This is a genomic window from Mediterraneibacter hominis, from assembly GCF_014287475.1.
GTDB classification, from domain to species: domain Bacteria; phylum Bacillota; class Clostridia; order Lachnospirales; family Lachnospiraceae; genus Mediterraneibacter; species Mediterraneibacter hominis.
The window spans coordinates 214,229-228,310 of the sequence record NZ_JACOPF010000002.1 but is presented as its reverse complement, the minus strand read 5'-3'; the positions used below and the strand labels follow the sequence as shown (position 1 = coordinate 228,310).

Below are 14,082 nucleotides of genomic sequence, written 5' to 3'. Positions count from 1 at the left end.
TTTCCCGAATTTTTACTGCAACACATCCTCCAGATGTTCTCCTTCTTCTTTTTCAATGGCAAACAGACTTTCTTCCCCCGGTCTTTTGCACTCCGTAGTAAGTCCTTCCCATATATAGCTTACTTCTTCTACACAGTTGATATATAGCTGTGAAAGCTTTGAAACAGAAATCCCTATCTCCTCGGAAATTTCCTGGCATTGCTTCCAGTCTGCTTTCTCGTAGCAGCTCACAAGCTTATAGATTGTTCCTGCTTCTCCTTCTTCCTCCAGCAGCGCTTTCCTCACTTTGTCACCTATAGGGATCTCTGCCAAAACCTCGCTTAACGGAGCATTGACCATATATTCCAGAGTGGAAAACAGTCCCATCATATACCCCTCCGAAGGGGTGATGCACTGGATGTTCGTATTCTGCACAAGCGCCTCCGCAAATTTCGCGCGCAGAAAAGAAAGACGAAGTATCTCGTCCGCTCCTTCGCTTTCATCCTTTTTCAAACTCAACATGTACACCCACTGACGCAGCTGATTAATCCCCATTGTCATAATCGCCTGTCTGATAGAAGCTGTTCTCCTGCGCAAAGCAAAATATGCGGAATTAATTAATTTCAGAAGGGTATATGTCAATCCTGCATCTCTGCTGATGATTTCTTCTATTTCTGCCATATCAGGCTCATCCTTTGATACTGCTACAACAAGCTGGAAAAAGTTTCCCTGCAGGTACTCAACCTTATCTTCCTTTACCTTCAATGTCTCCGCGATATAATTGCCCTCGATATAATCTACATGAAGATGTATTGCCGCCTCATACGCTTCCTTCGTATCTATATCTGTGGCAATGCATTTTTTCCCAAGTCCCTGCGCCATACGCACAATATTTTCCATAGAATTCTGTTCTTTTCCCGACAGCTCTTTTTTCATACGCAGACGGATATAATCCACATATTCCAGCATGCTGAAGTATTTCGGCGAAAACTGAAAATCATTAATCGCAAACCGATACCCCTGTTTATAGAACTTTTCAATAATCGGCATAGCCAACGGGTGGATAATCAGATTATCTCCTACCTGGATGATGATTTTATCCTTCTGAAATATCTTTGGCGTGTTTCTAAGCAGTAAAGCAGGCGTAAAGGTTAGGAAAATCTGCTTTTCCCTGAATATCTTATTACTGTTATTCATTAAAAAGCCCGCTATTGTATCTGCTGCGGCATTTTCACTCTCTCCATACAGACTGGCTGCACTTTCTTCAAAAAGAAGCTCGTACCCGATAATTTTATCCTCAGACGCCGCTTTCACCGCGCGTCTTACCACACATTGATTCATTCCTTCTTATTCCTCCTTTCAAACAGCCCGTCCATCACAGAAACCAGATGTCCAATTTCAGGCTTAGACAACTGTTCATCCGCACCTAGTTCTTTCCCTTTACGTTCCATTTCTTCATTAATCAGGGATGAAAAAATAATCAGTGGAATTTCTTTTAATTTTTCATCCTCCTTAACCAGCTTAGTTAAATGATGGCCGTCCATTTCCGGCATTTCAATATCTGTAATCACCATTCCCACTTTATCATATAAATCCGAATCATTACGCACAGAGCTTAAATAGTCCCACGCTTCCCGTCCGTTATTGAACTTCACAATATTGTGATAGCCTGCCTTATTCAGCGCCTGCTCAACCATACGCGACAGAAGTACAGAATCCTCCGCGAAAATAATCCGTTCCGTATGCCGGTACCCGTCCGGCGCTGTAGAAACCTCGTTCAGCTTTATTCCGGTTTCCGGAGCGATCTCAGCGACAATCTTTTCGAAATCCAGAATTGTGATAAGTTCTTCCCCACATTGTGCAATTCCAGTCGCTATGCCTTCTTCTCTGCCACTGTTTAATGTTTTGTCCGGTTTGCGTATATCCTCCCAGGACAGCCTGCGTATACCGACAACTGTATGTACTCTGAAAGCAATATGTGTCTTGTTAAAATTTGTAATGATAAAAAGATCTTTATCCTGCTTATCTGTCTTCCTATTTGTCAAATAATACGGAAGATCCACCACTGTCAGCATAATATCTCTCGGCTTAAATATACCTTCTACCGAAGGGTCTGAATGAGGAATCGGTTTTACTTTATCAGACATCATAATTTCTTTTACCTTTGCTACATTAATCCCATACAATTCCCCATAAATTGTAAATTCCATAATTTCTATCTCGTTTGTTCCGGATTCCAGCAGAATCGATGTTTCTGACATTTCTCTTTTCCTCCTTTTCCATTCTGTCTATAAAATAATTTCCTGACGTCCCATCGTGCGTATTTTCACTTCTCCTGTGCCTACGTCCAGCAGCATAGTCCTCGCATAGTTCTTTCCGATGTCTTCTCCTTGTATCCGTATTTGTTCGTCGCTTAATGCTTTCTTTACACTAAGAATATTTCGTTCTCCTATATTGCCGATCGGCCCTGTCATCTTAAACATCTGTGCTCCGCCCGCAATCTTGCAGATATACCGGTTCTTAGAGCCTCCAAATACCGCCATCTTGCGAACCATCTCCCGTACTCCTGTATCTGCAAATTTAAAAGGTGATGCCCCTGCCTGATCTGTAGCCTGGGGCAGCATAATATGCAGAAGTCCTCCTAATTTAATCATAGGATCATACAGCGTAACGCCTATGCAAGACCCCAGCGCATATGTAATCAGGATGCCCTCCTGGCGCAGTACCTTCATATCTCCGATTCCAATTTTAATTTCCGTTCTCATATACTGCCCCCAGCTCCTTCATCAGTCTGTCCAGCGAATCTGCATCCGGCAGCATTAACAGCGTACTATTTAATTTTTGTTCATTTATTTTTAGCTGTCCGTCTATCATCATAAGCTTATCTGTGACATATCCGAACTCAGCCATAGGAACGCTTAAGATTCCTCCCAGCATATTGACAGAAACGGACGGAACACTTAACTCTATCTTCATGCCAGAAAGCATAGAAAGCGCATTTGTATAAGAGGAGATAATAATATTGCCTATTTCTGTCACAGCCGAAGTCTCTAATTCTGAGAGCTCCTCATAGTCTTGTATTGTATGACCCATCATTTTCCCAATCACCGCATTGATAAAATCCAGCCGCAAAAGAAAGAGCATCATTCCTTCCATTTCTCCTGATATTCGCATAAGTACTGCTGCGATCCCCTCCTCTGGATCTCCTAATTTTTCCACCGTTTTGTCAAAGTCTAATATATTAATCTCTGGAATTGTCATCCTTACCTGTTCTCCAATCAACCCTGCCAGTGAGGTAGCCGCATATCCTGTTCCAATGCTTGCTGCTTCGCGGATAATGTCCAATTCCTTCTCACTCATTTCATCGTATCTTTTTGTTTCCATCTGTCGAGCTCCTTATCAGCCTCTTAAACCGTTAATTGTTTGTTCTACTTCGTCCGAAGTCTGTACCATTTTCAGCATATAGGAATATGCCCTGGAGGACTCGATTACCTTTGCCAGCTCCTCCGCCAGGTCTACGTTCGAATTTTCCAGCGTCCCCTGCAGCAGCTCTGCATCTGCCGCCGCGACCGCCGCCCCGTTCTTTGCAACAGGTGTAAATCCATTCTCTCCGACACTTAACATACCATTTGTATGAACGAAATCAAAAATCCCCGGAACCGCTGTCAGTTCCCCGTCTATATAGCGGATCGGATTTCTCTGCGCGTCTAATACAAGCCGTCCCTGTGCGTCTGTCAGATACAGTCCGTCCTGGCGCTGGGATAAAGCGAAGCTGCCGCTTCTTGTGTAGGTCAGTGAATTATCCAGCGGATCCTGTATCATAAAAAAGCCATACCCTGAAATGGCATAATCAAATCTTCCCCCTGTCTGTATAATTCCTCCGGTGGTAAAATCTGTATCCGTACGTTCTGTCAGCACGCCTGTTCCTGCCTGCAGGCGAGTGTCTGTAGTTTCCGGAGCGTGCATATTATAATACATTAAGTCTAGAAAACCCGCCCTTTTTGTCTTATACCCTGTTGTGTTTACATTCGCGATATTATTCGCAATAATATCCAGATGTGTCTGCTGTGTCCTTGCGCCGCGCACAGCAGTATAAAATGATGTATCCATTCTGTATCCTCCTTTTTATGCCGTAGGCCCTAATTGCGATACCATTTTACTGATCAGCTGGTCGTACATTTTCATAACCTGGGCGGAGCTCTGCAATGCGCGCTGTCCCGCCATCATTCTCGTCATCTGATCGATTGGATCCGCATTTGAATTTTCTAATGCCTTCCACTGTATCTGCACTTCTACCGGTACCGCGTTGCCTGTCGCCCGGAATACATTCCCGTTCTCTTTGGTTAACTGCGTATCGTAATCCTGAAAGTCTACAACCATAAGGCGTCCGAACAGAACCTCCCCGTCCTCGCTGTAGAGATTCCCCGCTCTGTCGGCGGTAATACGGTCTGTTCCCAGCCGAATCGGGCCGTCTGTACCAAGCACTCTCCCTACCGTAGGCAGACACAGATAGCCTTCCTCGTCCAGAGAGAAATTCCCGTTTCTGGTATAGACGGTTCCATTATCCGTCTGTATGCAGAAGAATCCATTTCCGCCAAGCGCGAAGTCAAGACTTCCCGACGTAACCGAATATCCCCCCTGGCTATAGTCTGTCGTCACGTCCGCTCCCGATATAATCATAGATTTTGTTCCGATTCTTGCAGGATTTGTCTTATTTTTATTTCCTGTGCGCAGTATCATTTCCTCTCTGAAATCTGAAATGATATACCGGTCTGACTTAAATCCCGGCGTAGTCGCGTTCGCCATATTATTGCTGATCACGTTCAGATTTCTGTTCTGTGTAAGCACGCCTGACGTCAATGTATAAAAGCCTTGAAACATATCTATTCTCCTCTCTTTTATGATAATTGAAATTCTTCCTCTATATATTTCTTTAATTTCCTTATAGCGCCCGAGTGGAGCTGGGAAATGCGAGGTTCACTCACCTCCAGCACCTGTGCGATTTCTTTCATATTTAATTCTTCGACATAATATAAAGAAATTATAATCTTCTCTTTCTCTTTTAATTGGTTTATCCCTTCTTCTAAAACCAGGGATAGTTCCTTTCTTAAATAGGTGTCCTCCGGCTGCTTGTCCTTATCCGCCGCAGGGGTCTGGGGATTGCGGTTCTTTTCCTGCGCCTCCTCCAATACCATGTCCAGAGAGATAACCGATAGAAGATTCCTTTTATCGATAATTTTCTGATATTTTTCATAGGAGATTCCAAGATACTCTGCCACCTTCTTTGGTTCTGGAACTTTCCCCGTCTGAGAGATCAGATCAGCAGTCGCGTTGTCTATCATTTTCATGTTTTTTCTGACATTTCTGGAACCCCATTCCTGTTTTCTCGCAATATCGATAATAAGCCCCCTCATTCTCCTGGAAAGATATGTTTCAAATTTCGCGTTTTTGCTTTTGTCATATTTATCAATCAGATTCATAAGGGCGACTACTCCCTCCTGTATGATGTCGTCCACCTGCGTAAAATTCATATATATATCCCGCATCTGTACCGCTATGGTCTTTATTACATACAGATACCGCATGACAAGCTCCTGTTTTATTTCTAAAGACTTTGTTTTTTGATATGTATCGAAAAGTTCTTCGTTTGTCATTCTCTTATACTGTCCGTCATACTGGTTCATTTTTCTTCCTCTTTGTTATCGCTTTAAGGCTTTATATTCCCAATTACCTGTATTTGAATATTATTTGTAATTTCCTGGAATGACAGCACATAGAGTCCCTGGTAAATCGGTTCTAAAAGCTGGTACACATAGAACCGGAGTACCTGGCTTGTCAGAATGACCGGTTCTCTGGACAAATCAGCAAACTTTTTCATTTCTTCCCCAATCTGGGTAATCATATGCTGTACCGTATCGGGCCGCAAAGATATTTGTATGCCGTTTTCTCCTTTTATAAGATTTTCGACCATCATTCGTTCTAAATCCGCGTCTAAAGTAATCACCTTCATCTGCCCTTCCTGGCAGAATTTTCTGGTGATTGTCCGTTTTAACGCACAGCGGATTTTTTCTACCGTCATATTCAGGTCGTTGCCGGCAGAAACAGCGTCTGCCGCCACATCTAGAATCGTTTCCAAATCTTTGATCGGAATCCCCTCTTTTAAAAGCCCGACAAGTATCTTTTGCAGCAGGCTGTAAGAGACAATTCCCGGAACGCTGTCCTGTATAAGTTCTGGAGCGGTCTTTTTCAAGCTCTCTGCCAGTTGTACTGTTTCCTGCCTGTTAAGCAGCTCATACGCGTGTCTGCGCACAGTCTCAGAAAGATGGGTCACCATAACGGATAACGGGTCTATAACCGTATACCCATATATCTCCGCCATTTCTTTATTTTCCGGCAGAATCCACTTACTTGGGATTCCATAAGCTGGTTCAATCGTTTCAATTCCGTCTATTTCCCCCGCCGGGTTCGAAGGCTCCAATGCCAGATAATAGTCCACAAGAATCTCTCCGCGTGCTACCTCTTCTCCTTTAATTTTGATGCGGTACTGATTTGTATTCAAAGCGGCGCTGTCCCGCAGCCGGATGGACGGAATTACAAGCCCCATCTCCTGCGCGTACTGTCTTCTGAAAATAACGATACGATTCATCATCTTTCCACCGCTTGCTTCGTCTACAAGCGGAATCAGGCTGTAGCCAAACTCCATTTCAATCGGCTCTACTCCGATTAGGGAATAAACATTGTTGATGTCTCTGTAGTATTCCTCCGGCGCCTGCTCCTCCTTCTCCGGTTCCTGCCGCTTCTTTTCTTCCTGCTGCCCGTCCGCGTAAGCCGCCTCTTTTATCTTCTTAGAAAGCCGCCAGCCTACAACGATAAGTCCTGCCCCCAGTATCAGAAGCTGCGGCTTAGGCATACCGGGTATAAACAACAGAATCAGAAGCACAAGCCCCGCTGTCATAATTGCTCTCGGCTGCGCGAGGAATTGTTTGGACACATCCGTATTTAAGCTTCCCTCCGACACCGAACGCGTTACAATCATACCGGTGGCCGTAGAGATAAGCAGCGCCGGAATCTGGGAAACCAGACCGTCGCCGATTGTAGCGATAGAATAGACGGATAATACCTCTGTAAAGCCCATCCCCGACTGGAGAATCCCAATAGCAGAACCGCCTATCAGATTCACAGCAGTAATAATCAGAGACATAATAGCGTCTCCTTTGACTATCTTCGTCGCTCCGTCCATTGCGCCATAAAAATCCGCCTCGCGCTGTATGTCTGAACGGCGCTTACGCGCCTGCTCCTCTGTGATCAGTCCGGAGCTTAAATCCGCGTCCACCGCCATTTGTTTTCCCGGCATAGCGTCCAGCGTAAATCTTGCCGCTACCTCTGCGACACGCTCCGCACCTTTTGTGATGACAATAAACTGTACCAGAATGATGATAATAAAGATAATGAAACCAACAACAGGATTCCCCTGCAATACAAAATCTCCAAACGCTTTTATAACCTGACCTGCCTCTCCCTGCCTGGTCAGAATGTTTCGCGTAGACGATACATTAATGCCAAGTCTAAATAAGGTGGTAATTAAAAGCAGCGAGGGGAAAATAGAAAACTCCAGCGGAGTTTTGATATTCATACTGATCAGCAGAATCACCATAGATACCGCCATATTTATGATAATCATAACGTCCAGTAAAAATGGACTTAATGGAATAATCAATAATAAAATAATTGTAATTACAAACAATGCCACCGCATTATTCAGCAATCTCTTCATACTCTACTCCGTCTTGTCTTTCAGCCTGTATACATATACGAGGATCTCCGCGACCGCACCGTAGTATTCTCTTGGAATCTCCTGTCCGACTTCCGCTGCGGCGTATAACCCTCTGGCCAGCTGTTTATTTTCAATAACCGTCACCTGGTTTTCTTCTCCCACCCTTACAATCCGCAGGGCAAGCTCATCTTGTCCCTTCGCAAGGACGACCGGCGCGGCCATTTTTTCCATATCGTATTTCAGCGCTACCGCAAAATGCGTTGGATTTCTGATGATAACGTCCGCTCCCGGAACTGCCTGCATCATACGCATCCGCGCTCTTTGTTTCTGTATATCCCGGATCTTTCCTTTGATCTCCGGATTTCCTTCCGTCTGCTTTAGTTCTTCTTTTACTTCCTGCTTCGACATTTTAATCTGCCGTTCATATTCCCACCACTGATACATATAATCAAACGCGGCAATCACCGCGAATATCAGGACTACTTTCAGAACCATGTCCAAGGCAAGTCCCAGCATAAATGCCGCCGAAACTTTAATATCCATATCCATTGTTCTGACAACCTCTGTAAAATCTCCCTTCAATGCCGTATATAAAATAACGCTTAACAAAATAACCTTTATAATGTTCTTGATAAGCTCTACCACATTTCTAAGAGAAAATAATTTCTTAATTCCCTGAATAGGACTGATGTTGCGAAGCTTTGGCCGAAACTTTTTTGCCGTAAACAAAAACTTCGTCTGCGCTCCCGTCGCGACAATAGCAAGGCTTACGCTAATCAGCATGATGGGAAGCCCCGCCTTTATAAGCGCCGATATAAACTCCGGAAAAATCGCGGCAAGCGTGTCTTTAGATGCGGCGGTTGTCCCGCCTCCCAGAGTGAGAAACTTCTCCATGAACCGGCTGACCGTATCATAGATCCCCGGAAATAACAGCTTCATGGAATAAAAGGTGCCGAATACGCCCGCCACGCTTACAATATCCGCGCTGAAAAATATATTTCCTTCTTTCCGTTCATCCCGCCGTTTCTTCGGGGTGGCCTTCTCTGTCTTTGAGTCTGCCGCCAATTTCCTCACTCCTTATGCCGCGGCTGTAATCGCCAGTATTTCTTGTATTTCTGTTATCATCTGTGAAATGAGCGTCCCAATATATTCTCCTACGGGGGATATTAAAAGAAGCAGTACCAGTATCCCCACAACCACTTTCAATTCAATATTTAGTACAAACAGGTTAATCTGCGGTATAATCTTAATCAACATTCCCACAGCAATCTCTGTCAGAAACTCAATCGCAATCACCGGAAAAGCAAGCTTTACAGAAAGCGCCGTACATTCTGTAAACAAGGTGACAAGGGCGTTCGCCTGCAGCTGTCCCAGCGCCGCTGCCCCGTATGGTACAAGCTCCGACGAGGTAAGCAGTATTTTTATCAGCGCCAAATGCCCGTCCACCGCAAAAAAAAGCAGTAAAAAATAGGTCTCAAGCACCTTGCCTGTAACGGCAGTCTGCGTGCCGTTCTGTGGATCATATACGGTCGCCATAGCCAGACCCATCTGGAAGTCAATCACCGATCCTGCGTTTGTCATAACATAATCAAAAAGAACCATTACAAATCCCAGGATATACCCGACGGCAAACTCTTTTAAAAGCAATAGTCCAAATTCCACAGGATATACGCTCTGCGGCAAGGTGATTTCCAGCGTGCTCTCCACCGTATATATAATCCATGTCAGCGTCAGCACAAGTCCTGTTCTGAAAAGCGCGGGCATATTTCTTCTGCCCAATACTGGATTTAGGAAAATAAAACCGGACATCCGCATCAGAATCAGACAGAACAGTAAAAACTGAGGTGTCCCTGCAATTAACATACCGTCTCTCCTATCCTGCTATCATACGGCAGACCTGTTCTACTAATTCTTGTAAACGCTGCAGCATAGAGCTTCCCGTAATTACGAGAATACAGCCAATCACTACGAGCTTTGGCAAAAATGTCAAGGTCTGTTCGTGAATCTGCGTCGCTGCCTGGAGAATAGAAACGAACACGCCTACCGCCATACTTATGAGAAGTACGGGGCCGCCGATTTGTACTGCCAGAATAAATACCTGGTACATCAAGTCATTAATTTCACCTGTTGTCAGCATAAGCTACCTTCTCTCAACTAATAATTAAAACTTTTGACAATAGAGGAAAATAGAAGCTCCCATCCGTTTACCGTAACAAATAGTAAAAGCTTAAACGGAAGCGCGATAGTCGCCGGAGGAAGCATAATCATTCCCATCGACATCAGCACACTGGAAACAATAATATCAATCAGAAGAAACGGAATGTAAATCAGAAAGCCCGCCATAAATCCCCGTTCCAGCTCGCTGGTCATAAACGCCGGAACAACAACTGTCATAGGAATTTCCTCCACCGCCGTTGTCTGCTCCATACCTGCGAAGCTTAAATACATGTCCAGTGTGTCCACCTCTGTCTGCTTAAGCATAAATTCCTTCATCGGAACTTTCGCCGCGTCCAGCGCCTCCTCCTGGGTCAGCATGCCTTGCGTATAGGGCTGATAGGCGTTCGTATTAATATCTGCTATAACCGGACTCATAATAAACAGCGTCAGAAACAGTGAAATCCCGACCAGCACCATATTGGGCGGCGTCTGCTGGATGCCAAGCGCGTTTCTTGTAAAAGAAAGAATAATCAGAATTCTTGTAAAAGAAGTCATCATAATTAAGAGCGACGGCAAAAGCATGATAATTGTCATCAACGCTAAAATTTCCAGTGTAGGAACGCCATTTCCATTAATATTAATAAAGGAATTATTATCCATTTTTTTTCTTGCCTCCCACCTTTTGAATCAGCTCTTTAAAGCTGACGTCCTGAAAAGGTGACTCCGTCTGTCCGGTAATCGGAACTAAATCATCTTCCTCTATCTCGGCCAGCAGTGTAATTTCCGAGGACGCAACGCCCGCCATGTATATCTTCTGTCCTGTCTGTATCAGTATGATACTTCTGTCCTGCGCGACCGCCACCCGGTCAATCACCTTCATATACCTGGACTGTCCCCTGTACGCCGATCCTCCGGCAAGCTTTCTTGTACACCACCATGCCAGGAATAATACAGCGGCGACTACTGCCATTGTTCCTGCTGCAGTCAGTATTTCCATTCCCTTTGCTCCTATTCTTCTGCGATTATTTCCTCCTGAAGGATTTCTGTAATACGGATTCCGAAGTTATCGTCTACGACGACTACGTCGCCTTTTGCGATACATTCACCGTTTACATAAAGATCAACCGGCTCTCCGGCAATCCGATCCAAAACGACAAGAGAACCCTTATTCAATTCTAGTATTTCCTTCACCTGCTTCTTTGTCCTTCCAATTTCTACAGAAAGCTCTAACGGTACATTCATCAATAAATCCAGATTCGCGTCCGGATCTTCCACGTAACCCTCGCTTTTCAGAGACGGCGCAGCCGCTTTTTTCACAGAAATTCTTCTTTCTTCCTGCGCCTGCTGCATCTGCAGCATCTGCTGCTGCATCATCTGCATAGTCTGGAGCATCTGCTCCGCCATCTGCCCGCTCATAACCGGTGTCTGCGTATTTTCCATAACCGGCGTCTGTGTTTTTTCTGAAGCTGACGGCTGTATATCCGTCTGCGCGGGACGCGTAACCGTTTCGCTCACGCCTTCCTCTGCCTCTTTCGCCTCTGGTGTGTCCGGCTGTCTGTCCTCTTGTTCCGGCTGCCCCAAAACAGGCTCCGCCGCCTTTTTCTGCTGGACCTTTTCATCCGTTTTCGCGCTTTCTTCTGGAAGTCCATCTGTAAAAAATCCGGAAACCAGTTCCTTCGCGAGTTCTATACTCATCAGATTTAAAAACTCGCTTTCCATTTTCTCACCGATTTTCAGATTGAAGCCGATCACCACCATAGGATCGTCCTCTGTGAAGTACTTCTCCTTAAACTGATCTTCTCCTTCCACCTCAAAGGATTTAGGAGTAGAAATATTGACGGTTGTTCCAAACAATTCTGAAAGAGCTGTGGACGAAGCCCCCATCATCTGGTTCATCACTTCGCAGATTGCGCTGATGTTCATTTCATTGAGTTCAAATTCCTCATCGGAGAATGTCGTTCCCATGAGCATTTCCACAATGACCTTCACATCTTTTCTTTTCAGAAGCATGACATTTTTGCCTGACAGCCCTTCTATATATGTAATTTCTACACCGATTGCTGGTTTTAAATTTGAAAACGCAAAATCTGCTTTATTCTCTACACGTACAACCGGCGTCGTAATATCTACTCTTGCGTCCAACATTGTAGATACCGCCGTAGCCGAAGCACCGAGGCTGATATTCAATATTTCCCCTATGGCATCAATCTCCATAGTGCTTAAATAATTCTCATTCATTGCTCTTCTCTCCTACTCGCCGTTACCTTCCAATCTCAAGGGCCTTCTGCGCCATCAGCTTTGTCGCATTAAAAGCAGTTATGTTCGCCTGATAAGCCTGCGTCGCGGCCATTGCGTCTGCTGTTTCCTTCACCAGATCTATATTCGGCATCATCACATACCCCTCTGCGTCTGCGTCTGGATGCTCCGGATCATATACCGGCTTTAGTTCTGTTTCATCTTCAATGACTGCCGACACTCTTACGCCTTTTCCCTCCGTATATACCTGCTGTTCATGCAGCGTGTTTTCAAATACCTTCTGAAAGGAGGGTTCCTTCGCTTCTAAAATTACCATTTTACGGCGGTATGGGCCCCCGTCTTCTGTCCGCGTCGTCTCGATATTTGCGATATTATTTGCCGTCACATCCAGACGAAGCCGCTGTGCCGTCATTCCGCTTCCGCTGATACTAAGTGTATTTAAAAAAGACATAAGTCTCTCTCCCTTCCTCTTATCCGATAATGTTGGAAACTGTGCTTAAAATTCTTTCCTGTTTAAACGGTTTTACAATAAAGTCTTTTGCCCCTGACTTGATTGCCTCGATTACCATGCTTTCCTGTCCCATAGCAGAACACATAATCACAGTAGCCTCTGGATCCTCCTGCTTGATTGCCTTTAGTGCCTCCAGGCCATCCATATTCGGCATGGTAATATCCATGATAACCAGATCCGGATGCAGTTCTTTATATTTTTCTACCGCGTCTAGTCCATCGACCGCTTCCGCTGTATCTTCATACCCACCTTTGGACAGTGCATCCTTTACCATCATTCTCATAAAAGCAGCGTCATCTACAATTAATATTTTTGCCATCTTAATAATCCTCTCTTTTTCTTTAATTTTTATTGACACAGCGGAGTTTATTCCGCCGGTACTGCCTCTTCTTCCTTCTCTGTTTCTTCTCTATCTACACGCCCGTTTATTAGTATCGCTGCGTCCTTGTTATAAATCCCCAGCTTTCCTTTTAACCAGGGTTTTCCTCCTATATTCAGATAAATTTCTGAATTTTGTGGTTTTTCTAAATTGATAATATCCCCTGTTTTCAAATTGTGTATATCGCGAATCGGAATCTCTACTGTTCCCATTTCAGCTTTTACCGTCAGTACAGATTCCTTAATCTTCGATAAAATAAACTGTCTGCTGTCCCGCCTGTCGCTATCCTGTACTTCCCCGATATGCTTCTTAGAATCTATAATTCCAAAAATCTCTGTCAGCAGGCTGCGGGGAATACAGATACTGATTTTTCCTTCTATCTCTCCAACTTTTATGTTCAGAATAATAATGGCTATCGTCTCATCCAGGCTGATTTCCTGAAATAAAGCTGGATTTTCTTCCAATACAGTTTTCTCCGTCTCCAGCACAATGTAATTGCTCCATGCGTCCTTCGTAAAATCCAAAAAATATCCCATTATTTTTTTATATAATTCAATTTCCAGATCTGTATAGCTGTAATTGCTGTCCGCCGCGTCCGCATCTGCCCCGTCGCCGCCGAGCATACGGTCAATCATCGCCAGCATGGGAGGCTGATTCATATGCATCAGTATCGGCTGGCTCTGACTTTTATTCGGTAGAACCAGCGTCTGTGTCATTACAATATCGTTTTCACTCAACGCATTGCTAAATTCATAAAACCGCTGTTCTTCCACAGACAAAACCTCTATTTCACTGCTCACGCGCAGTACCCCGTTTAAACGCGAGGATGCGATTCTCGCGTAATTGTCATAGATACCCTTTAAAAGCTTTATCTTATCCTTAGTAATTTTCTTTGGACTGTAGAAGTCATATTTCCGGTACTTCTTTTCACCTGCACCGCCGTCGTTTTTCTTTTCCGCTTTGTTTCCGCTGCGCATCTCTTTCATTAAGGCGTCTATCTGACTTTGCGATAATACTTCCGCCATT

Annotated in this window: 17 protein-coding genes; all 17 read right to left on the bottom strand. The window is 44.5% G+C overall.

The window, feature by feature from the left end:
* Positions 1-12 precede the first annotated feature (12 nt).
* Genes H8S37_RS10575 through H8S37_RS10495 form a run of 17 tightly spaced genes read right to left on the bottom strand, consistent with a single transcriptional unit; the run spans position 13 to position 14,081 of the window.
* Complete coding sequence (locus tag H8S37_RS10575; RefSeq protein ID WP_186876033.1) at positions 13-1,320, bottom strand: EAL and HDOD domain-containing protein; 1,308 nt, start codon at positions 1,318-1,320, stop codon at positions 13-15.
* The gene (locus tag H8S37_RS10570) at positions 1,317-2,240 is read right to left on the bottom strand and encodes a chemotaxis protein (protein ID WP_186876032.1); all 924 of its coding nucleotides are present in this window, start codon (positions 2,238-2,240) and stop codon (positions 1,317-1,319) included. Before H8S37_RS10570 ends, H8S37_RS10575 begins: the two co-directional genes overlap by 4 nt.
* Before the next feature lie 27 nt (positions 2,241-2,267).
* Positions 2,268-2,744, bottom strand: coding sequence for a chemotaxis protein CheD (locus H8S37_RS10565; RefSeq protein ID WP_186876031.1), 477 nt, complete (start codon positions 2,742-2,744; stop codon positions 2,268-2,270).
* The gene (locus H8S37_RS10560; protein ID WP_186876030.1) at positions 2,728-3,363 is read right to left on the bottom strand and encodes a chemotaxis protein CheC; all 636 of its coding nucleotides are present in this window, start codon (positions 3,361-3,363) and stop codon (positions 2,728-2,730) included. The genes H8S37_RS10565 and H8S37_RS10560 overlap by 17 nt, the downstream gene beginning before the upstream one ends.
* Positions 3,364-3,378: 15 nt before the next feature.
* Positions 3,379-4,089, bottom strand: a complete 711-nt coding sequence (locus H8S37_RS10555) for a flagellar hook-basal body protein (RefSeq protein WP_186876029.1) — start codon at positions 4,087-4,089, stop codon at positions 3,379-3,381.
* A 15-nt stretch (positions 4,090-4,104) separates the two neighbouring features.
* Positions 4,105-4,860, bottom strand: coding sequence for a flagellar hook-basal body protein (locus H8S37_RS10550; protein WP_186876028.1), 756 nt, complete (start codon positions 4,858-4,860; stop codon positions 4,105-4,107).
* A gap of 17 nt (positions 4,861-4,877) precedes the next feature.
* Positions 4,878-5,663: a sigma-70 family RNA polymerase sigma factor gene (locus H8S37_RS10545; protein ID WP_186876027.1), complete on the bottom strand. Its 786-nt coding sequence runs from the start codon at positions 5,661-5,663 to the stop codon at positions 4,878-4,880.
* Between the two features lie 23 nt (positions 5,664-5,686).
* Complete coding sequence (flhA, locus tag H8S37_RS10540) at positions 5,687-7,753, bottom strand: flagellar biosynthesis protein FlhA (RefSeq protein ID WP_186876026.1); 2,067 nt, start codon at positions 7,751-7,753, stop codon at positions 5,687-5,689.
* Positions 7,754-7,756: 3 nt separating this feature from the next.
* Positions 7,757-8,818, bottom strand: coding sequence for a flagellar biosynthesis protein FlhB (flhB, locus tag H8S37_RS10535; RefSeq protein ID WP_186876025.1), 1,062 nt, complete (start codon positions 8,816-8,818; stop codon positions 7,757-7,759).
* Between the two features lie 12 nt (positions 8,819-8,830).
* The gene (locus tag H8S37_RS10530; protein ID WP_186876024.1) at positions 8,831-9,616 is read right to left on the bottom strand and encodes a flagellar biosynthetic protein FliR; all 786 of its coding nucleotides are present in this window, start codon (positions 9,614-9,616) and stop codon (positions 8,831-8,833) included.
* A gap of 10 nt (positions 9,617-9,626) precedes the next feature.
* Complete coding sequence (locus H8S37_RS10525; RefSeq protein ID WP_279287375.1) at positions 9,627-9,887, bottom strand: flagellar biosynthetic protein FliQ; 261 nt, start codon at positions 9,885-9,887, stop codon at positions 9,627-9,629.
* A gap of 20 nt (positions 9,888-9,907) precedes the next feature.
* Positions 9,908-10,570 (bottom strand): flagellar type III secretion system pore protein FliP, encoded by a 663-nt coding sequence (gene fliP, locus H8S37_RS10520; protein ID WP_186876022.1) that lies wholly within the window; start codon positions 10,568-10,570, stop codon positions 9,908-9,910.
* Positions 10,563-10,907, bottom strand: a complete 345-nt coding sequence (gene fliO / locus H8S37_RS10515; RefSeq protein ID WP_186876021.1) for a flagellar biosynthetic protein FliO — start codon at positions 10,905-10,907, stop codon at positions 10,563-10,565. The genes fliP and fliO overlap by 8 nt, the downstream gene beginning before the upstream one ends.
* An 11-nt stretch (positions 10,908-10,918) precedes the next feature.
* A complete protein-coding gene (gene fliN, locus H8S37_RS10510; protein WP_186876020.1) occupies positions 10,919-12,148 on the bottom strand; it encodes a flagellar motor switch protein FliN in 1,230 nt (409 codons plus the stop codon).
* 22 nt (positions 12,149-12,170) lie between these two features.
* A complete protein-coding gene (flgC, locus tag H8S37_RS10505) occupies positions 12,171-12,617 on the bottom strand; it encodes a flagellar basal body rod protein FlgC (protein ID WP_186876019.1) in 447 nt (148 codons plus the stop codon).
* Between the two features lie 19 nt (positions 12,618-12,636).
* The gene (locus tag H8S37_RS10500; protein ID WP_186876018.1) at positions 12,637-12,996 is read right to left on the bottom strand and encodes a response regulator; all 360 of its coding nucleotides are present in this window, start codon (positions 12,994-12,996) and stop codon (positions 12,637-12,639) included.
* Positions 12,997-13,043: 47 nt separating this feature from the next.
* Positions 13,044-14,081: a flagellar motor switch protein FliM gene (locus tag H8S37_RS10495; RefSeq protein ID WP_186876017.1), complete on the bottom strand. Its 1,038-nt coding sequence runs from the start codon at positions 14,079-14,081 to the stop codon at positions 13,044-13,046.
* Between the last annotated feature and the right edge of the window lies 1 nt (position 14,082).